The sequence below is a fragment of the Bradyrhizobium sp. UFLA05-125 genome (assembly GCF_059803515.1).
This window is the reverse complement of the sequence record NZ_JBANBJ010000007.1, coordinates 61825-80699: the sequence shown is the minus strand read 5'-3', so window position 1 is coordinate 80699 and position 18875 is coordinate 61825. Positions and strand designations below refer to the sequence as shown.

General features: G+C 57.0%; 16 protein-coding genes. 6 read left to right on the top strand and 10 right to left on the bottom strand.

Going from position 1 to position 18875, the window contains the following annotated elements:
• The first annotated feature begins 611 nt into the window (after positions 1–611).
• A complete protein-coding gene (locus tag SO156_RS10185; RefSeq protein ID WP_498534683.1) occupies positions 612–2003 on the top strand; it encodes an FAD/NAD(P)-binding protein in 1392 nt (463 codons plus the stop codon).
• A 313-nt stretch (positions 2004–2316) separates the two neighbouring features.
• Complete coding sequence (locus SO156_RS10180) at positions 2317–2706, top strand: DUF930 domain-containing protein (protein ID WP_498534682.1); 390 nt, start codon at positions 2317–2319, stop codon at positions 2704–2706.
• Positions 2707–3093: 387 nt separating this feature from the next.
• Here SO156_RS10180 and SO156_RS10175 read toward each other — a convergent pair whose 3' ends face one another.
• From SO156_RS10175 to SO156_RS10145, 7 genes are all read right to left on the bottom strand, one after another.
• A complete protein-coding gene (locus SO156_RS10175; RefSeq protein ID WP_498534681.1) occupies positions 3094–3603 on the bottom strand; it encodes a GNAT family N-acetyltransferase in 510 nt (169 codons plus the stop codon).
• 70 nt (positions 3604–3673) lie between these two features.
• On the bottom strand, positions 3674–4876 hold the full coding sequence (locus SO156_RS10170) for a hypothetical protein (protein WP_498534680.1): 1203 nt from the start codon (positions 4874–4876) through the stop codon (positions 3674–3676).
• Entirely contained in the window at positions 4877–6361 is a 1485-nt protein-coding gene (locus SO156_RS10165; protein WP_498534679.1) for a coproporphyrinogen-III oxidase family protein, read from the bottom strand.
• A gap of 723 nt (positions 6362–7084) precedes the next feature.
• The gene (locus SO156_RS10160; protein ID WP_498534678.1) at positions 7085–9412 is read right to left on the bottom strand and encodes a M15 family metallopeptidase; all 2328 of its coding nucleotides are present in this window, start codon (positions 9410–9412) and stop codon (positions 7085–7087) included.
• Positions 9413–9576: 164 nt separating this feature from the next.
• Positions 9577–10665, bottom strand: coding sequence for a DUF3616 domain-containing protein (locus tag SO156_RS10155; protein WP_498534677.1), 1089 nt, complete (start codon positions 10663–10665; stop codon positions 9577–9579).
• 620 nt (positions 10666–11285) lie between these two features.
• A complete protein-coding gene (locus tag SO156_RS10150) occupies positions 11286–12203 on the bottom strand; it encodes a hypothetical protein (RefSeq protein WP_498534676.1) in 918 nt (305 codons plus the stop codon).
• A gap of 1029 nt (positions 12204–13232) precedes the next feature.
• On the bottom strand, positions 13233–13499 hold the full coding sequence (locus tag SO156_RS10145) for a hypothetical protein (RefSeq protein WP_498534675.1): 267 nt from the start codon (positions 13497–13499) through the stop codon (positions 13233–13235).
• Between the two features lie 4 nt (positions 13500–13503).
• On the opposite strand from SO156_RS10145, the gene SO156_RS10140 reads away from it, so the two are divergent.
• The 3 genes from SO156_RS10140 to SO156_RS10130 all read left to right on the top strand — a co-directional run bounded on the left by SO156_RS10140 (position 13504) and on the right by SO156_RS10130 (position 15178).
• Positions 13504–14061, top strand: coding sequence for a hypothetical protein (locus tag SO156_RS10140; protein ID WP_498534674.1), 558 nt, complete (start codon positions 13504–13506; stop codon positions 14059–14061).
• 243 nt (positions 14062–14304) lie between these two features.
• On the top strand, positions 14305–14628 hold the full coding sequence (locus SO156_RS10135; RefSeq protein WP_498534673.1) for a hypothetical protein: 324 nt from the start codon (positions 14305–14307) through the stop codon (positions 14626–14628).
• A gap of 217 nt (positions 14629–14845) precedes the next feature.
• Positions 14846–15178 (top strand): hypothetical protein, encoded by a 333-nt coding sequence (locus SO156_RS10130; protein WP_498534672.1) that lies wholly within the window; start codon positions 14846–14848, stop codon positions 15176–15178.
• 379 nt (positions 15179–15557) lie between these two features.
• Here the strand turns inward: SO156_RS10130 and SO156_RS10125 are convergent, their stop codons facing one another.
• From SO156_RS10125 to SO156_RS10115, 3 genes are all read right to left on the bottom strand, one after another.
• On the bottom strand, positions 15558–15857 hold the full coding sequence (locus tag SO156_RS10125; RefSeq protein ID WP_498534671.1) for a hypothetical protein: 300 nt from the start codon (positions 15855–15857) through the stop codon (positions 15558–15560).
• Positions 15857–16141: a hypothetical protein gene (locus SO156_RS10120; protein WP_498534670.1), complete on the bottom strand. Its 285-nt coding sequence runs from the start codon at positions 16139–16141 to the stop codon at positions 15857–15859. The genes SO156_RS10125 and SO156_RS10120 overlap by 1 nt, the downstream gene beginning before the upstream one ends.
• 447 nt (positions 16142–16588) lie before the next feature.
• On the bottom strand, positions 16589–16849 hold the full coding sequence (locus tag SO156_RS10115) for a DUF6471 domain-containing protein (protein ID WP_498534765.1): 261 nt from the start codon (positions 16847–16849) through the stop codon (positions 16589–16591).
• A 970-nt stretch (positions 16850–17819) separates the two neighbouring features.
• Between SO156_RS10115 and SO156_RS10110 the strand changes: the two genes are divergently transcribed.
• Complete coding sequence (locus SO156_RS10110) at positions 17820–18686, top strand: radical SAM/SPASM domain-containing protein (RefSeq protein ID WP_498534669.1); 867 nt, start codon at positions 17820–17822, stop codon at positions 18684–18686.
• Positions 18687–18875 lie beyond the last annotated feature (189 nt).

The following is an 18875-nucleotide window of genomic DNA, read 5'->3' as shown; positions in this document are numbered from 1 at the left end:
GGGCTTACTTGGTCAAGTGAAGCGCTTCATCCTCGTCGGCCAGCCACTTCTCTTAAGAATTCACTGCACATTGTTAGCGCCCAGCTCCAGGCAGACAGTAGCCCACCCATATGAAACGCGTTTCCGTTTGCAAGCTTGAATGGAGAATTGCTTGGCCTCAAAAGATGTCCGCGCACGTTAAAACTTCCGAAATTCTCATAGCACCATCCTTTCTCTCTCGATCAGAGCAAAGACGTGTTATTGTTCGCGCTAACTAGAAGGAGGAGGTTCATACGGCCCAAGTCTCCTTGACTTTGCATTTTTGGCCGGATGGGCGTGATTAACGGAGATGCGCGCGGCAACCACGATCTGTAGCTCGCGGCGCGCCTGACAATCTCCAAAACATTTTTTCATGACATCTTCCTGTTGGACTGAAACCGCGGTTATCGCGTATTCTTAAGGCGAAAGCACAATTTGAGGCGCGGGCGATATCCGCAGCATCATATTGAAGTGATAGCGCATATCGACGGAACTTCAGAAGGATAGGCTTCGTTCAGAAAAGTGAAGCTTGTTCAATGATGAGCCTTGGCAACCGCACATGAGCTCCAGGCCTTGATCGATAGAGTGGTAGCATGACGATTTCAAGCGCGCGGCACGTGATGATCATCGGTGGCGGCGCCAGCGGCGTCCTGCTCACCTATCAATTGCTGCATCAGCCAACCAGCGATCTACGCGTCACGCTGATCGAACAGCGTTCCGACATCGGACGCGGCATTGCTTATCACACGGGCAATCCTGATCACCTGCTCAACGTACGCGCCTCAAATATGAGCGCGCTGCCCGACCAACCGGATCACTTCCGGCGTTGGCTGAACTCGCGTGACGCGGACGCGTCGCTATATCGCGATCCCTATTGCTTTGTGCCACGACGCGTCTATGGCGACTACATCGCCAGTTTGCTCGAGCAGCAGACATCTGAGCCGACGGACGCACCGCGTTTGTCGATCGTGCACGGGACTTGCGTCGATATCAACGAAGGTCCAGCCTGCGTGTCGGTCAAGCTGGCTGACGGCCGATTGCTGATGGCCGACACAGTCGTTCTCGCAACCGGACATGATACGAGAGCTAACCGGCCGGCTCATGCGAATCCCTGGGCACCACCGTCGACTGCTGGCGTCGACATCGATGCCACCGTACTGATCCTGGGTACGGGGCTTACCATGGTCGACTATGTTCTGTCGCTATTGCGCGACGGCCATCGCGGGCCGATCATCGCTATGTCACGGCGCGGCCTGCTCGCAAAACCCCACCGCCACGTCGATGCTTTGCGAATTGAAGAGGGGGATGTTCCTTTCGGTGCCAGCATTAGTAACCTGCTGCGCTGGCTTCGTGATCGCATAGACCGGAATGCGGCCCAAGGCGGCGACTGGCGCAGCGTCATCGACGGCCTTCGACCCTATACCCAGCGACTGTGGCATGAGCTTCCGCTGGCATCGAAACGCCGCTTTCTCGAGCACGCGCGCGCTTGGTGGGACGTGCATCGTCATCGGATGGCTCCGGAAGTCGAAGCACGCATCGGCGAGACGCTTGACAGAGGTCAGCTCACCCTGATGGCAGCAAAGGTGATCAGCGTCGAGCCCAACACGACCGGCGCCAGAGTCAAGTGCCGCAGGCGGGGCAATGCCAATCCTCTCGACATACAGGTCGGCGCCGTCGTCGATTGCACCGGCATCGTCAAAGATCCGCGCGCTACGCTCAATCCGGCCGTGCGCAGTCTATTCGATCGTGGCCTTTGCCGCGTCGATCCGCTCTGCATTGGCATCGAGACTGATCGCAATTGTGCGGTCATCAGCAGCGCCGGCACGGCTTCGCACCGGCTATTCGCGGTGGGTCCGCTCACGCGCGCGGCCTTTTGGGAGATCATCGCGATACCAGACATTCGCAACCAATGCGCGGCACTCGCGGCGCTCCTCGCTGACACCGCCGGCGAGCATCACCCCGTCGGGTACCTTGAACGCGTCTGACTGCTGACGCTCCCGCGAACGATTGCTTCGCCCCCCTGCTGGGGTCGCCCAGCATGAGCGGCCCTATTCCCCTTACCTGAACTGCTCTGCTGCGTTCAAAACAGAGCGTCTAGCTCTCCGATACTGCCAAGATTTCAAAATCCGTCAGGTACGGCCGTAATGTTGCCGAACACAAGCATTGTATGGGTGACTGCTGTCTCCCTTCAAAAGGTGCCGCCCGCACAGACATTCGTGAGAGCGGCACGACTTCCCGCGGCGAGCACGCCGTTCCAGATTGAGGTGATAACCGTCGACCTCGATAACAAAGATGAACATGAGACGATACCTCCTATCGGCCTACCTCGTCCTTCTCGCCCTGCCTCGGATTGCCCATGCGGCCAAATCCACCGAAGAGCAGATGCTGACGCTTTCTCCGGAAACGCGACTTGAACAGCGTTGCGATGCACGCGCGATGGGAGCGATCGGCCGCGAGCACCAGGGCTTTCGGCCGGATGAATTCGTCGCCTATGCGTTCGCCGATCCGGTCATTCGCGGCCATGCCATAGCCGCGGGCGGCGCCGCATTGCGAAGCCGCGGCGTGTGGTACCATGTCGCGTATCACTGCGAAACGAGCGACGACGGCCTAACAATTCGGTCATTTAGCTATACCCTCGGGACGCCAGTGCCCAGACCCGAGTGGGATCAGCACTATTTGGTGCCTTAAGATGACAAGCGCAGAGAGTTCAGAGCTGCGAAGCAAACTCCGCGCGGTGTTCGCATTGGCTCGCCCATCAGCAGCCCCTGCCTGGATCGCCGCGTCCGGCTCATCCATTGCTCCAGGTGATGCCTAAACAAGCTGACGTGCAGGTGCGCTTGGCTTAGAGGGCAAGACGAAGGGGACCGTTGACCGGCATCTGACCGAAGTGAGCAGCAAGTTTCTCAAGGTCAAGGGGAGCTGCGACATGAGTGGGCGAATAAGCGTGCGCGCGGCTTGCGCGGCGGCGCGTTATCTGTTGATAGGCCCGCGCCACAAACGCAGCACCTCAGGTTGCTTCAATGCGTCATGAAGCTGGTCTACAGCGCTGGAATGGAACGTTCCAGCCTCACAAACTTACTTGGTCAAACGGCGAGCCTCATCCTGGTCTGCCAGCCGCTTCACGTAGAAAATGACTGAATATCCGTGCAGCATCCCTTGCCTGCGGCGAACATAGCCAGCGGTCTCATAGAGTTTTTGAGCCGCTACTTGGATCGTTGTCGTATCGAGCACGATGCACTTGAACCCCAGAGCAACGGCTCTCAATTCCAATTCACGAAGGAGGCGCCTTCCAAACCCTCGTCGTCGAAAGGCCGGATCGACCCGCATGCGCTTCAGCTGTGCAACATCAGAATCGACAGGCTTCAATCCTCCCATGGCGACTAAACGGGAACCAATATGGGCAGTTAAGAAGTCGCCGCCCGACCTGATATATACTTCGCCTACATTACTTAAATCATCCTCCCACGCGCCTTCTGGGCCACGTGCACCACCATGTTCGGATGCAGCTCTATGCAGATGCCACACATCATCGGCATCCCCTGACTCAAACCGACGAAAGATCACCTCGTCTTGAGACATCGACATCCGCTACGGACTCGCATCAGAGGCCTGCTCCTTTCCCGTCATTATCCTTTTGCCCACGCAGATAGCACCCTCAAGCTGATTGACGCGCCGTCGGCAAGAGCCGCTGCAAAAGGACAGCGTCAATACTTTCGGATGCCTCAACTCCGACAAGTGGTCGACCAGGCTCGACCGTATATTTCAAAGCCGTGGTATGGTGCATCAGGGTAAACCGATCCAACGCTCCAACACAGGAGTCGCACAGCCTTCGGATTTCACTGTCGCCGTGCTCAATGACGGGCGAAATGGTTGCACCCCCAGGAAAGTCGGCTTTTCCTTCCAGCCAACCTGGCTTGAGACACGCGCCTTCCTTGTCCTGCGCCAACCAGCGGAATACCTCGTGAATGTACGTTTGCGGATAGTATTCGGACAGCCGATACACATCCGTGAAGAATTGCGGTTTCTGGAGGAAAAGCTCTTTGCCGATCAGCAGCACTGAGACAGCCACAATACGGGCAGAGAATCTGCCGCTTGGGCCAAGCCTATTCTTGTAAGGATTCTTTGCGTAAAACACGCGGAATTGGCCAAATAGATCCGGCGACATATGTTCAAAGCGCCTCAGGACATGATTCGCTGCCTCAAGGTGCTCCACGCACAGCCCAAGACATTGACGCGCATCCGCGTCAGCGGCATCTCGCAACGCGAGTAGAGCGTCGATCGCCAACTGTAATTCGCTTTCGATGAATTGATGGCCTAAGCAAAAATCTCGTTCCTCGACGCCGGCCGCTCCGAGGCAGTATACACGCGGATCGTTCTGCACCGGATTCGTAAGTATCATATCGTCATAGGAGAGGACATCAATGCCAGGCAGCCGCTGGCGGGTTAAGCGGGCAAGACGACTTAGCGCTTCCCCCACCGTCAATTCGGCGTCCCCGAGATGCAGGCCGGCAAACGCGGACATGTGATAGGCACAATTGGTGAGATACTGGATGTCTGTCTTAGCGATCTCGAAATCGGACTGCGGTAGCCGGCGCAACAGCGCATCATAGTCCGTGTCCGCCACAATCACGCTGATAGCGCGACCGAGTGCCCTAACCGCTTCATCCGGCCGCTCGCTGCCTTTGATCGCCGCAATACGATGTGGCAATTCATCGACGACAAAATTGCTGAGTCGCCCAAGCGGTCGTTTTCGTTGTCGAGGACCAATGCTATCGGTTACATGAGAAAATATGTCTTGAGCGCAGTAGCGCAGCGGTTCTTGGGCGGAAGGGGAAATAGTGCCGACCACAGCGCGCACTCACCGGCCCTGGCTAAAAACAGCTTGCATTTCGGCAGTCGCCCCGTATCGGGCGGCCGGTGAGTAGTCGTGCTTCTCGATAAGATCTTTTCGTTTGTCTAAGATCCTGCTGTCGGTGCGCGCGACGCGCTCAAGCACCGCGTTGGAAAAGAATTGCAGCGATACCGCGCCCGAATTGATGATGCCCGAAGTGGTTAACGTCAGCACGCCTTCGTTCGAAATGGTGATGAGTCCTGCCTCATTTAGTTTCTTAAGCTCGCGACGAAAGTATTCTTCCATGGACACGCCAAATTCCTTCTCGAAACGAAAGAGCGACACTCCACTACTTCGCAACGCGAGCATGACGGTTCTGCGCATCAGATCGTCTTGCGACAGGACGACGCCCTTCCACACTGGCTTCGCGCCAAACTCAACCCGTTGTAAGTAGCGGTCTAAATCGGCCTCGTTGTAGAACTGGCACTGACTCATGTAGCCAAATCCGCCAACCCCAAACGGCACCAGATTATTGTCGTTCCAGGAATCGTATTTGCGGCGCTGCTGAACAGAGTGCGGCTGAGACTTCTTGGTCCAATAGAAGATCGGGCCATGACGATAGCCAAGCCTCGTAAGGATGTGCTCCGCCATGAAATGCATGATGATGCGCTCCTTTGCCCCAGCGAATTGGTAGCGCCCTTTGCTCAAATGGCGGGCTACGGGGTCCGTCGATTTGAACAACAATGGGAAGATGTTAAACTTCTCCGCTCCCATATCCAGTAGACCGATAAGCGAATCATACCAACTCCGGAGCGTTTGCTGCGGCAGCCCATAGATAAGGTCCAGCGATAGATTCTGAACGCCCAGCTCATCCAGCAATTTTACGAGTTGTCTCACCTCGTCCACACGGTGCCCGCGGTTCAATATCCGCAGAATGTTTTCATCAAGACTTTGAACGCCGAGCACGAAGCGGTTTACGCCGCCTGTTAGCATGGTGGATATGCGATCTGCGGCGTCCACCTGCTTTCCAAGAGAAGGGTGCAATTCGAAACTTACTTCGGACTTCGATAGATCGAAGCGCTGTTTGATCATGTCAAATAGCGTCTTGAGTTGTGGGTTGGTCAAGATTGAGGGGGTGCCACCTCCAAAGAATGCTGTCTCAATTTCCCTACCGGCAAGCGCCGCGTCCGACCAACTCATTTCCTTATTTAGAGCCGCCAGATAACGCTCCACTCGCCCGGAACGCGGGTTGATTTCCTTGGCGAAGTGACAAAAGGTGCAATACTGATTGCAGAAGGGGATGTGAAAATAGAGATCAATTGACGAGGTAATCTCACTCAACAATTTTTCGGCATTCAGCTCGCCCATTGCTTTGAGGGGTGGATATGTGCCGACTAGATAATCGTTGTAGGTGTCAAGGTGCAGTTTTCGCGCCCTCAGCATGTCGAGGTTGATTTCGTACGAGCGGTCGATCGCGAACTCCAGTGCCTCGGAATAGCTTGGCGCGCGCATTATGGAGAATCCTTTAGCGTTCGTGTGAAGGCAGGGCGCGACGATACGCAGTCGTCAGAGGGACGGCATTCTGTTCGGGTTCGATAAGGGCGCCGTGCACCCTAATCAGCACGCAGATTCTCTGCCCCTGGCCTCGCGCAGATCACATCCTGCGTTGCCATCGGCTCGGCGACACCGACGCGACTATGATAGTTCGGCGCGGATAACGACGGCGGCACCTACGTGCCGCAGCGAACCTCCAGGCGCCGCAACGGGCGGTGCAGCGTCCATCGCATTCACTTAAGATCAGTCGAGCACACTTAATTCACATCCTGGACAAAGAGACCACCACATGTTGCGCATCCTTCTCCGTGTCCAGCAATTGGCGTGCCATCGAAGACGGCCCGCGAGTCCTGCTTGAGAATGAGCGAAAACTATCTGCTACGCACCGCACCGACGAAAGATTTGCACGCAAGCGTTCGGTTGAGGACATAAGCGTCTAAAGTCGAACACGGCTAGAACACGACAACGCGAAAATATCGAGTGACGACGGTTTCCCTCAATTCGGTTACCCGCGCATGAGCTTTACCAGAGATCGCATCGATATTCAAAGAAGTGTGTTTTGACCGAGCGAGGTGACTGGCAGATCAGGGCGCCCAAGCAGCATTCAATGGAAAATTCCGCCTCGCTCAAGAAACCGGCCTTATCGCAAGTTCGAAGCCGGTTTCATCTGTCGGTTAGCCGTCATCTGAATACGTGATCGTTCGACCATTTCCGGATGCGCTCTTCTGAGACTTCGAAATGCATCGTGTCGCGGAAGCCTACTCCGGAATACCATCCCGCGGCATTGAGCAAGGGGATTAGGATCGCGATGAACCGCGGCACCGTCCTGCCGGTATTGGCCGGGGCTTCGAACCCGACGATCTTGAAATCAACTGCCGTTCCCCACGCGTGATTGGAAATTTTCGTGCTGACGGAGCCGTCGGTCGGCTTGCGCCTACGCACGCAGAGCATGCCCTCGGTCGACAATACGCTCTCAAGATCCGGCTCCGCGGCGAAAGCTTGCGCTAGAACGATCTTCAGGTCGGCGATCGCCGGCTCTAGGCCCTGCAATCGGAAGAGCGGCGACATGCGTTCGATGACGAGGTTCCGCTTGACGAGGTCCGATGCCCGCTCGTTCTGGCAATGGGTCGTCAGCGGGAGGTGGGGAGCGCCGAGTAGCGAGATCATGGTCTGTTCTTTGGCGCTTGAAAGATGCTTATTGATAGGCAACAGGTCGGCTAGATCGACGCGCTGCGAATAGAACCGGGCGATCTCCGGACGGCTACGGCCGCCTTCCATGACGGTTGCATCCAAAGCCGTTATCACGCTCTCGGTTGCTGCGGTCATCGGCGCGTCAATGATCCCCTCCACGGTCAGCAACAACTCCTTGCTCGCAGATCGCACCTCGGCGGCATGATTGATGATCGGCCCCCAGTGCCCCGCCTCTTCCCGCAGTCCCAGGGCGGCGATCTCGACTGTCATCGCCGGACATTCCTTGCTGAGCTTCTGGAACGCAAAGCCGGGCGAGGTGGAGGGACCGAAATTCTCGCGGTCCTTTGCTCGTGGAGGCGGCGACATTTCTTCTTCAAAAGTCTCGCGTAATCCCTCTTCCGGATTGCTCTGATAGTGGTGAAAGATGTCAAGCAGCTCCGCACGCCCGGCGAGCAAATCGAAGCTTATCTGAAACAGACCCGCCTCGGCCGTGTCGGCACTTGTATTCTGTGCGCTACGATCTCGGCCCTCGCAGTAGCGCCCGCTGCTTTCACGCATTCCGAGGCCAAGCAGCAGCACGAATAGCCGCCGCAGCCGCTCCAGCGATGTCGCAGCGCCCATGCCAATTGTCTTAAACTGGTCATTATACCACGTCAGCGCATCGCCCTTCAGATGCCCGCGGGGGTCACGAAAAGCCGGCTCCAGCGCGCGCGACATCCGGTCTGCAACCGCATCATGCGCCTGTAACCTGGCATACGCTGCCGCGTAGGCGACCGCCATCCCGGCCGTGTAACCGATGCAAGCCGGACCGCGGTTCTTCCAGTCGTATCGAGCGATCGCCGAGGCCTTTGCGGTTGCAATGATGCGAGGAGTGATGGCGGCTAACGCCGACGCAGTATCGAACTGCGGGGCGATGAGGTCGAGCGGTTGGGCTTCTCCGTCCAACGCCAGTAAGGTTGCCGGTACGACGGAAGGCTCTTCCCCAGCAATAGAGACGGCACCTAGCTTGGCCTGGAAATCAGCAGCCGCAATCAGTTCTTCCATGGCGGGCGACATCGCCGCGTTGCCTGCCAGATGCCACCAGTTGAGCCCCGCAATTTCGTCGTACCGTTTGAAGCCCTTTACGAACTCCTGAAGTTTATTCTCAGCATCCTGGCGCCCCCATTGCTGGTTTTCTCCCCAGTAGGCCTGGGCAGTGATGATGATCGGCTTACGGGTGATGTGGCGCCAAACGTCGAGGCACAGACTGGCGTATGCGGCGGCATCGTTGGTCTTGTAAGGTCCTTTTGCGCCCGGCTGCGATAACATCCTCTTGTTCGGATACCAGAACCAATAAACCTGCGGTGCGAAGGCATCGACAAATGGATCGGCCGCGCGCATCAGCTCGGGTTCATGGTAGGGCACGAAACCGTGCGTGGACAGGATCAGCGGCTTGCCACCTAGCGCAGCCCTAGTCGCCGTCAAAAACGTCTTGATGCCTTTCGCCGTCCATTCCGCCCCGTTTACGCCCTGCTCAATATCGGCGACGTACCCGTCGGGGTCAAATTTGGCGATGGCATCTGCAGCGTTCTTGATGTCTTTGTCGAGTTGGCCGTCGCCCTGACACCAGCCCCATACAAGGACTTTGATATCAGCTTTACGCAGGGCCCCAACCAGGCCGAGATTATCTTTAACCTCGAACAGGCCATCCTTTCCGTGCCCTCTGATCCAGGCATGATTCATTTTCATTTTGAGAAGGGCGCTCGCTACACCATCCCAATTGCGATATTTCTTTGATGCTGCAGCAGGTTCGAAAATAAAAGCTCCGTGCCCATACATGACAGTCACCTATCAATTTTTGGAATCAAAGATTAGAAATCGGCCTCCACTGAGCTTTAGTCACCACCGTTGCGGGCTCCGCTTCTGCTGCGAGAACGACCGCGGCCATCCCAAGCATTCCCCGCGATGACGACCGTCCGGTAATTCCAGCGTCGCAAATCACTTCAATTGATATTGTATCGCCTCGGCGCGCCGCTCTTCGGCCCATCGAACATGATCATGACCTCTAGACCGGACTGGTCTTGTCCAAGGACGTGAAGCCCTTCTGCCTTCCAATCGGGTGGGATATCATCGATGATCGCGACAGGGCTGAATGAACTATTCTTTGGGTCTATTGCATGCAGCGCAAACGAAATGCCCTCGGCCTGGGCCGGTCCACTCAAAATAAGGAGCCGACCGTCTGCCAGAACTGCAAGATCTCTGATGCCACGCCCTTCAAGGAAATCGAGTTCGATCTCACGAACTTCTTTTCCAAGCGACATTGAGCGACCCGCATCGAAAAGCGCGTCCAGATCCACTTCGACCAGATACGCTTTCATCCCGATCACCGGCGCTCGCAGTCCCGCGTAAAGCTTGCCAGTGACCACGGCGAGGCCTTCGACGTTAAGGCCGTTGCCCGTCATCAGATCCCGCGTGAAGAATGCCTTCGCATGAGGTGCGATCAGAAGCGCCTCCGACAAGCGATAGCTCGTGGCGACCTGGCCCTTCTCGATCGGCGCTTTCGGACCGGCGGCCGCCGCCTTCGCAACCATGTCGTCTGGAACTCGCGCCAATATGAAGGACGAGGCGCGGAATTTGTTGCTTTTGCGCGAGCATCCGTGTGATCCGACAACGTAGAAGTCATTTTGATAATGCGCGACGGCTTCGCCGTCCAAATCCTTGAACTTGTCGACCTTGTTCGAGCACTCGTGTATGTCCGGTTCTTTTCCCACAATGTCGGCGGGCGCGGCGTCCTTCTCGATGATCCGGATCTTGCCCGCACCCGTGAGCCTCGATCCCTCGCTTGTCGCAGCCTGCGCCAGCCGTCCTTGATCATCGATCGTGAGGCAAACGTGCTTTTCGCCGACGGGCGGCAGGCAGCTCACGCCGCTGATGTTGGTGGCTTCCTCTCCATCGTCATCGGTCAGCGGCGCGATGACCTCCATTATTGTCGATTTGATTGACGCTGCGTGAGCGGCGTACGGCGCTGAGACGACCAGAAAGGCCGACGCGAAGAGGTAAACGACTTCACAAAGATTGGTTTGACGGGGCACAATCTACCTCCCCACAATCTGAAATCGAAACATCAAAAATGCTGTGTAACTATGGACGCAATTCTAAATCGCGTAAACGAGCCATTTCGCCTCACGTCTTGTTATCGCTGAAGGCGCTCGCGACCTTTCCTTAACCTTCCGCATGCGATGACGATTTTTTCCTGCGTAGCAATCGCTTCCCAAGCCGCGATCCGACCGATTTCTATCGGCACAAGTGGAATCTCAGCAAAGTCTCAAATCAGCTGTCAAAAATGACGACGGCCCTCGTCAGAGAAAAAAGTGCCCGCCGCCTCTCTCCTGCCATGCCACGAGGCAAGGTCTGAAACAGCGGGCTTTCTCCGCGAGATGGTAGGGCACGGGCACCTCAGTCGAGACGAAGCAAAGCCGCTAGCTATCCTCCGGCTTTGGCTTCTCGCGCCGTTTCCTTTCGACGAAATCGTGCGGGCTCTCGTCCTCCGGGGGCGTATCACCGCTCGTTCTATCCTCGACTTGTTCGATCAAATCTCGCAGCTCGCGTTCCCGGTCCGCATGCTCTGCCTTTTTGCTGGGCTTTCGTGTCGTCCGCTTATTCATTGCTATCTCATGCTCGCATGACAATTCCAGCAAGCGGCACGCACACATCACGCGGCTTTGGGGGCTCGCGGTGGGCGGCGGACCGCTTCAAGGGGGCGTTCCTCCCTTCGGCTGTCTCCCTTACCGCACAGTCTCTCCAGGAGCTCCTCCCAAACTTGTGCTTGCGAGTTCGTTGCATGGTCGAGCTTTTCCGGACTGAGGTTCGACGCCATGGCGGCCGACTTTCGTCCGACGCCGATCGCCTCGCTCGTGAACCTGTCCATCATTCTGTCTATGAACTCACGCGGGGTCATCCTGGCGTCCGTCGGTATACCCAAATCCTCGAATTCCGGTTCGTCCGTGTCAATTCTTCGCTCTTGGAAAAAATGGCTCGAAGTAGGGTCTTGCCAGGACAGATAACCGCCCTCAAGTACCTGCCTTGGCTCGGTTATCGCTCCAGTGAAGGAATATCTCACGCCGCTCGACTGCACCGGATCGAAATAGTGCGGCGTGTAGAAGTCTGATACGAGTAGGTTATTGACCGTGTATCCGAACTGCGCTGCTTCGGAGGGATCGCAAGCCTCGAGGAGGAAGTTCACCCGCCCCTGATCCGGCATCGGAGAGTCGCCCGGAACGAACCGGCTCCCGAACGGATCGACCAGCATTTCGATCATTTCGTGGCTACACGTTTGGCAGAGCACGTCAATATCGGGATTTGCGCGCACGAGCGATAACGGCTGGCCGTTTTTGTCCGTGTGAAAGCCGCCAGCACCGGGAGGGACTTTGCCCCCTATGACGATCGGCCATGTCCCGACCGGGACCTGGCCCAACTGCTCAAAGGCGTCGACGGTCGCCGAAATCTCCCACACAGGACCAAGATCTCGCGTAGCCTGCTTTTGCAGGGCGGCTGATATCTTCATCACAGCGCGCGCGGGTACAGTGTGGGATAAAGAAACCAGAGCTACCTGTCTAATCAACGCGGACATGCAATCCTCCTTGTCAGTTTCCCAAGGAGCGCCCGGCACTCAGAATAGCTCACGCGGTTAGGTTGTCAAAGGTCTCTTACACGTCGAGCATCAAAGATTCACTTTGCATGAAGCGCAAGGAGACTTTGTTGAAGTAAGCCTCTGAGTATGTCAGCCGCTCTTACTCTTGGAGCTTAAAACACGGGAGCATCTGCTCTTCGTGAAAACTTCGAGGCCAAGGGTTGGAATTCAAAGCGGCAGACTTAAGGACGGCTCTTCGATCAGGAGTATGAGAAGCTCTCATCCACCTTCCGAAGAGACGGGAATGCGCGGCGTTTCCGGTCGACCTGGGTCTCGCATGCATGCTAACGAGTCCTAAACGAGCGGTGCGCATCCGCCGGGTGATGGATGAAGGCAAGGTGCTGATCGCAAAACTGGCGAGGGGCAACCGGAGAAAATAGCTCATCACATTTTGGCAGCCGGCTTGAGTGCGTCATCGGAGGCGTCGTGGCGGTCTGTCCAATCTGCAACACCGAAGCCTCACCTATCGACAGGACCGGCGATTCCGAGGGCTACGACTGCCCTCGGCACGGCAAGTTCAAGGTCTCCGGAAGCATTCTTGCGAGCCAGACCAGTCCTAGTCGTGAGAAGTGGGAATCTGCGCTCGAAAGGGCCAAGGAGGAGGCGAAGCCGGGCGAATTGCCCTGCATAACAACGTACGATTTCTGACGCCGGTCCAGGATTTTCAATCCTGACTAGATCTGGTGTATCCTGATCTGACGACTCATACGTGGAGAGGGCAATGTTCCCAGTCATCGAAGTGAAGACGCGGATAATGGGCAATGTGGTGACGACGGAGTTGGTCGCCATGTTCGATTGCGGGGACGCTGAAGCAGCCCTTGCATCTTTCCCCAGGCAACGATGTCAGACGATCAGGTTCGCAGGGTGGGACAACCGGTATTGGGACTACGGACAGGTTGAACAGTAAGAATGACGAAAGCCCCGCCCTATGGTGGGCCTCTTACCAAGAGGTTCGACGGAGCGAGGACGTTACGCCGCCGCCGCAACCTGCTCGGCGTCCAACTTCAAAATCATCGAAATCAGTTGTCTGAGGTCGATTGAGTCGGCCTTGGCCGTGAAGCGCCTCTTGGCATCGATGTCAGCCTTGGTAGCGGCGCGCGTGGCTACGATCCGGCTTTCAAGATCCATCGCCTCGCTACTGGCGGCTCTGTATTCGAGCCCGTCGATTGCCTCGTCACCGCCGACAGCGTACAGGCGATCCATCTCGCGATGGAACTCGCCGTGGCGGCGGATCATTTCTATGATGCTCGACCTTGCGGGGGCGGAGGAGTGGCAGAATACTTTCGTGGCCTTGGGCATGGGATGCTCCGTACTTGAGGAAGGGCTGCCTGATGTTCTCAGCACCAGGTCGACCCGCCGCTCGTCGGCGGTAAAGCCCATTGAGCAGTACGCGAACAGTGCGTCAAATCGCGGTTGCACCACAGTGCTGCTGCAATTCACGTGCATCCAGTTTGCTCGCTGCTGGAACACTTCGATGCATAACTTCTTCGAGATTTTCAGCGCTGCAATGCACCACTCTGGTGCATCAAAACCCCGTGAGTTCGGCATGAGCGACGATATCGAGCATGAGATCGCGAAGCACCTTGAAGCGGTACACGACCTTGCGATTAGGATCGTCGACTCGAGCGAGACTGGTCAAAAGGCCTTCATGACGGCGGCCGGGGTGCTGGCCGCGGTGATCCACAGCACCGTTGTCGACGGGACCAGGGAAGAGGTTATCGGCGCAGCTATGGACGCGATCCGCGACCACCTGAGACTGTTAGACGAACTGGCGGGCATTGGCGCAAGCATGAATTGAGGCACCAGCCGGATGCGGGAAGAAATCGAAGAATGGCTCCGTCTGAAGACGGTGACCGGGAGGTACTCGGCCGGCCTCGTGTCAGAATTGACCACTCATTGCGTGAACCGGACGATGCACGTCCACATGATACTAGACGAGATCGCAGCGCTCGAAGGTCTCCCTGGATCTAAACCATCTCTCACAAAGCCGCCGACTGAGTTTCGCGGCCGGCTATTGGCGAGGCTTTGGGACAAGCACTTCATGCAGCCAAAGTACATCTGGAAGAACCTCGACAACCACTGGACTGACGAACGGCTTGAGCGGCTAGCACGCGAGAAGCCGGCGGCCAATGTGCCCTATCGTCTTGTGATCGACGGCTATTCCGAGCGAGGTGGCAACGCTGCGCCTAATTCGCAGCCGGCGCTCACGGGCGAATGGATCGTCTTTGCCAATCACCAGGGCCGCAACTACTATCTCACGCTGGGCGTCCACGGCGACGATCGTCGGATCTGGGATCGCTGCAGCGCTTGCGCCAACGAATTCGCAGAGTTGAGCATTCTCAAAGAGGATAGACTGCGTGCGTAGCGCCTGGCGAAAAGGGGCAGCGAATGGACGTTCTCGAATATTGGGCACCAAAGCTTCACTGGAGCCGGTTCTCCCAGGGCGAAATCTCTAACCCAGTGTGGAGCGCGTTCGTTCAATTGGTCCAGTTCTGCCACTCTGTCGAGCATTGGCGCGACGTCCTGCGGTCACGAGGCTAACGAGGCCGCCTCAACCGTATTACACTCCAGAAAGCCGGCACATGCGTAAGAAGAGGTTGGACGAATGGAGGCGCCCGATCAACGAAGCTGAACCGCACATGCACCGCGCGGCGCATCTAGCGGATTCGAAGGTCGCCGAAATATCTCATCTCTTCACCGAAAATGGGGCCTCGGACTGGCGGCTTTTCAATGCCGCAGCCCTATCGATCGGTCGATCTCTGGGTCACGAGCGCGCTCGCTACAAAGCGTTGCATTCGACGCGTTTGACCCGGCCGATCTCTCCGAACATGACCCAGGCGTCATCGCTCGCCAATGGCTTCTTAGAGCAGGCTACACCGACGAACAGCCTTCCTTGCACTGAGGTGCAGCTATGATGCTGCTCTGCCGCGTCCTGCCGATCGCGCGGTGATGGCTGTGACATGGCTATCGCTTCCGACTGCACCTTCCAAACCGTTCACGGTGTACTCGATACTGTCGCGCAGCTCACCCGTGCGTAGTAGCGGTGCCGGTGTCTTGAAGCCGTGGCGCTGCTCATCCTCGATGGTCGCTGCCGCGAGAGGCGCCCATTCTTCGTATTGCTTCCCGATCGCAGACCTCGATTTTTTTTCTGCAACCTTTGACAGTAGCGCTCGACGATCTTCGGCCCAGCCACCTGAAGGTCGCGCTCGATCGCCGGCAACTCCGCCGCAAACCCTTGCGGCCACCGAAGAGGCGGCACAAGTAGGTGGTCGACATAATGTGTTCCTTTCGCGGTTATGAAATCAGCTCCAAGGCGCGACGACGCCGCCTGTGCCAAGAGCTGTGCCTGTCGCCATGACGCGGCGGACCTGAAGGTCGAGTTTGTAGGTGCCGACGGCGCGGGATGGAGACCGGCGCACTGTCGCGCAGCTCATTGGCGCTGAGGACCGCGATGCCGGTGCGGCCGGAGCCGATCGTCACGATCAGGCTGGACGTGACCTGGACCAAGTCCTGGCTGTCGCTCGGCGTGACGGCGGCAAAGTTTCGGTCGGGCGCATTGGTGCCGAACAAGCGATCGATCGCGGTCTTGCGCATCAGGCATCATCCATGACGACGTGAGAGCGAAGCACCGCGGCGATGCGATCCTCCACTTCAACTAGTCCGTCTTTGCCGACGACGAGCTCCTTGCCCTCGTGCGAAATGCTGGTAGTGCCATCGGGTGTGCGTTCGTCACGATCGCCCGCCACCTCAGCGCTGGTGGAGGCATCGGCTTCCCCAGCGCCTTGCTGAGGCGTCGCGAGCCGCTGCATCACGGCGTCGAAGTCCTCGGTCTGTGATGGTGTGGCGGGAAGGTTCAGAGCGGCGATCGCCAGCTGCATAGCGTTCTGCATTCGAACCAGGTCGTTCGATGAGACGGCGCCCCAGCCAAGAGGCTGGCGTTCATCTGCTCGGTGATGGCGGTCAGCTCCGCGGCATTCCTGATGAGCACCACCTGATGCGGCGCTGGCTGAGCGGGAAACGCGGCAGTGAACTCGCGGACCGGCGCCTTCACTCGGCGAACGGCCGGTTGCGATCATCCAAATCGTTGATGCTGAGTGCTTGGGCCTTTGTCGCGGCGGACATCGATCGTATCCGGGCTGCATCGTGCAGCGAACTGCCCGCGATCGTAGTGACTATCGGATACGAAATCCAACGACGCTTTGCGCTTACTCGATGACGCCCACCTTGCAGCACGCCGGCTGCTTTGCCTGCTCGTTTGGTTCAAACGATTGGTCATCGATGCTATTATCGCGCAAACGCCACAAAAGGTTTCAGCGTCGTTTTCCCTAAACTTGGCAAGCCGCCAGATGCCGCGCGGACACTTCCGCGTCCGTACCCCTAGCTCGCTTAAGTGCCGCCCGTCGAAAATTCTTGATGGCTTTTTGGCCGCGCTCTGTGGCGACGCATTTTATGCAGACGACGGCAGGAAAGGAAACTTTGGCGCGCACGCATCCAAGGCGTACCTTTGGGCGCTTAGCCTCAAGCTCCATTGCTGCAAGGCACGCAAGGAAGAACGTCGCGGAGAACGTCCCGCGCTTGAGCTTCATTGTGATCCCGGCTTCCGTTTCCTCTTTGAAGCCATGCTTTTTCACTACTAACAATGACCAACGGCCCGCGACAAGCGCGTGCGCAATGGATGCTTGCAGAAAACGTCATTTGCGGGCGAACTATGCTTCAAAGTGCAGACGCCTCGACTTTCTTGCATCGAACAATTCTCAACAGAATCAAGGCTTGCCTAGCGAGCGTTGTATGGGTCCGCTTTTGTCGTGCCGATTCGAAGCGCATCATCCGCCGTTTCGTCGGCGAGCAACTTAGCGAAGCGCCTTTGACGCGAGCGAGCTCTCGCAATTGCGCCACGATGATAAGTTTTTGCATGAAATCTTTACACCACAAGGTTCGTCTCGTTCTGCACCACCGGTTTGAGCTTTAGTCCAGATGACGCATCAGGCACTCCAGGGTCCTTTCATGGCTATCGAGCGCATTCCCACGGCGAAGCAGTCAGGTTTAATGGATCGAGCGCTCTCTTTCCATTCCGCGCCTTTTCGAGAGAGCTTGAATCGTACGTAACGTCATATTGTACGATCTCGAACGTATGAACGGCCGACGCCGGTTGTGACAATCCTCGGGATCGTATTTGACTGCCCATTGGTACGCAGCTGCCAATGGCATGGCCAACGTCTATCGCAAGAGGTAGAACAATGACCAATGTCGGCGTACTGGGGAGTAGATCTTGCGCCGGCGGTTACCGAACTTACCGAAACACCGACGATGATTAGGTCCCGGGCTTGGCGCGCTTAACTCCCGCACATCCGCACCCCTTACCGGCATTTCAACTGGATGCAGTGGAGGGAAGCCCTAGAACGTGGAATAACCTCGATCCAGCTGCGTTTTGGCCCCAGCTGTGTCGCCTTTATCGCCCATCGTCCGAGAACACGCATGAGCAAGCCCTCATGAAGGACGCAAGTCGGCCGCGTCGGGACGCTCGATGTTCCAAACATTTGGAAGAACACACCGCAAATGGTTGATTCATACCCGACGAATTTACAGGACCTGCGCGCTGCAATCCCCCTTGGCGGCCGGGTTTTGGAGATAACGACGACCACGGGCTGCGTCGTCGGATGCTCCTATTGTCCGCAGGCCAAGTTCGCCGAACGGCAAAGAGTCGTGTCTCATGCAAAGCATCTTCGTCTCGAAGATTTCAAGAGATGCCTGGCGCACGTACCAGCAGCTGTCGATATCAGCTTTTCCGGGTACTCGGAGCCCTGGCTCAACCCGGCTTGCACCGAAATGGTTGAGCATGCTTACGAAGCTGGCCATGGCATTCGGATTTCCACGACACTCGTAGGAATGAACGAGCGGAATCTACGACGCTTGCAGGCGCTGCAATTCCGGATTTTCCTGGTGCACGTCTTCGATGACGGCGCGCACATGAACAGCCGCCTCGTCAGGCGCAAATTTGTCGATTTGATACGTCAATTGGTCGACGCAGACATTTCATCCATGCTTTTCGTCGTCATGGGTGAAGTCCATCCCGACCTTGTCGAGATAATCCCCGAGGAATCGTTGGTTCGCTCGCGACCGCTGAGCAGTAGGGGTGGAAGTGTCGATCCAAAGATCGTTGAGGCACGACAGCCGATCGTCGGAGCACTGACATGTGCCGACGAACGAGAGCATCGTAATCTTCTTCTCCCAAACGGCGACGTTACGCTCTGCTGCATGGATTTTGAACGACGCCACATCTTGGGCAATCTTCTTCGAGATGAATATCAAGATCTCTTCAAAGGACCGACTTTCTGCGAAGTTGTCGATCGTATGCATGGAATGGACGGCTTTCTGCTTTGCCGAACCTGCGAATTCGCCCAACCAATAGCATCGGCCGCCTGATTTGTAAGAAGTCGACGCCTGCCCAGTCCAACACGAAGCTGGGCATGCATTGTTTAGTTCAATAATGGTTTAGTTCTACTCTGCCCGGCTGATCTGCAAGACCCGCAGGTCTAGCAAGCTCAGTACCGGTGGGGCGTTTACACCTGATGCGGCGCCCGGAGAACACGCGGTTCACAGACAGCGGCTTGT

Coding starts and splice junctions, on each gene's coding strand:
- SO156_RS10185 (WP_498534683.1), top strand. CDS start 612: ATGACGATTTCAAGCGCGCGGCACGTGATGATCATCGGTGGCGGCGCC.
- SO156_RS10180 (WP_498534682.1), top strand. CDS start 2,317: ATGAGACGATACCTCCTATCGGCCTACCTCGTCCTTCTCGCCCTGCCT.
- SO156_RS10175 (WP_498534681.1), bottom strand. CDS start 3,603: ATGTCGATGTCTCAAGACGAGGTGATCTTTCGTCGGTTTGAGTCAGGG.
- SO156_RS10165 (WP_498534679.1), bottom strand. CDS start 6,361: ATGCGCGCGCCAAGCTATTCCGAGGCACTGGAGTTCGCGATCGACCGC.
- SO156_RS10160 (WP_498534678.1), bottom strand. CDS start 9,412: ATGTATGGGCACGGAGCTTTTATTTTCGAACCTGCTGCAGCATCAAAG.
- SO156_RS10150 (WP_498534676.1), bottom strand. CDS start 12,203: ATGTCCGCGTTGATTAGACAGGTAGCTCTGGTTTCTTTATCCCACACT.
- SO156_RS10145 (WP_498534675.1), bottom strand. CDS start 13,499: ATGATCCGCCGCCACGGCGAGTTCCATCGCGAGATGGATCGCCTGTAC.
- SO156_RS10140 (WP_498534674.1), top strand. CDS start 13,504: ATGATGCTCGACCTTGCGGGGGCGGAGGAGTGGCAGAATACTTTCGTG.
- SO156_RS10135 (WP_498534673.1), top strand. CDS start 14,305: ATGCAGCCAAAGTACATCTGGAAGAACCTCGACAACCACTGGACTGAC.
- SO156_RS10130 (WP_498534672.1), top strand. CDS start 14,846: ATGCGTAAGAAGAGGTTGGACGAATGGAGGCGCCCGATCAACGAAGCT.
- SO156_RS10125 (WP_498534671.1), bottom strand. CDS start 15,857: ATGCGCAAGACCGCGATCGATCGCTTGTTCGGCACCAATGCGCCCGAC.
- SO156_RS10120 (WP_498534670.1), bottom strand. CDS start 16,141: ATGCAGCTGGCGATCGCCGCTCTGAACCTTCCCGCCACACCATCACAG.
- SO156_RS10115 (WP_498534765.1), bottom strand. CDS start 16,849: ATGAAGCTCAAGCGCGGGACGTTCTCCGCGACGTTCTTCCTTGCGTGC.
- SO156_RS10110 (WP_498534669.1), top strand. CDS start 17,820: ATGGTTGATTCATACCCGACGAATTTACAGGACCTGCGCGCTGCAATC.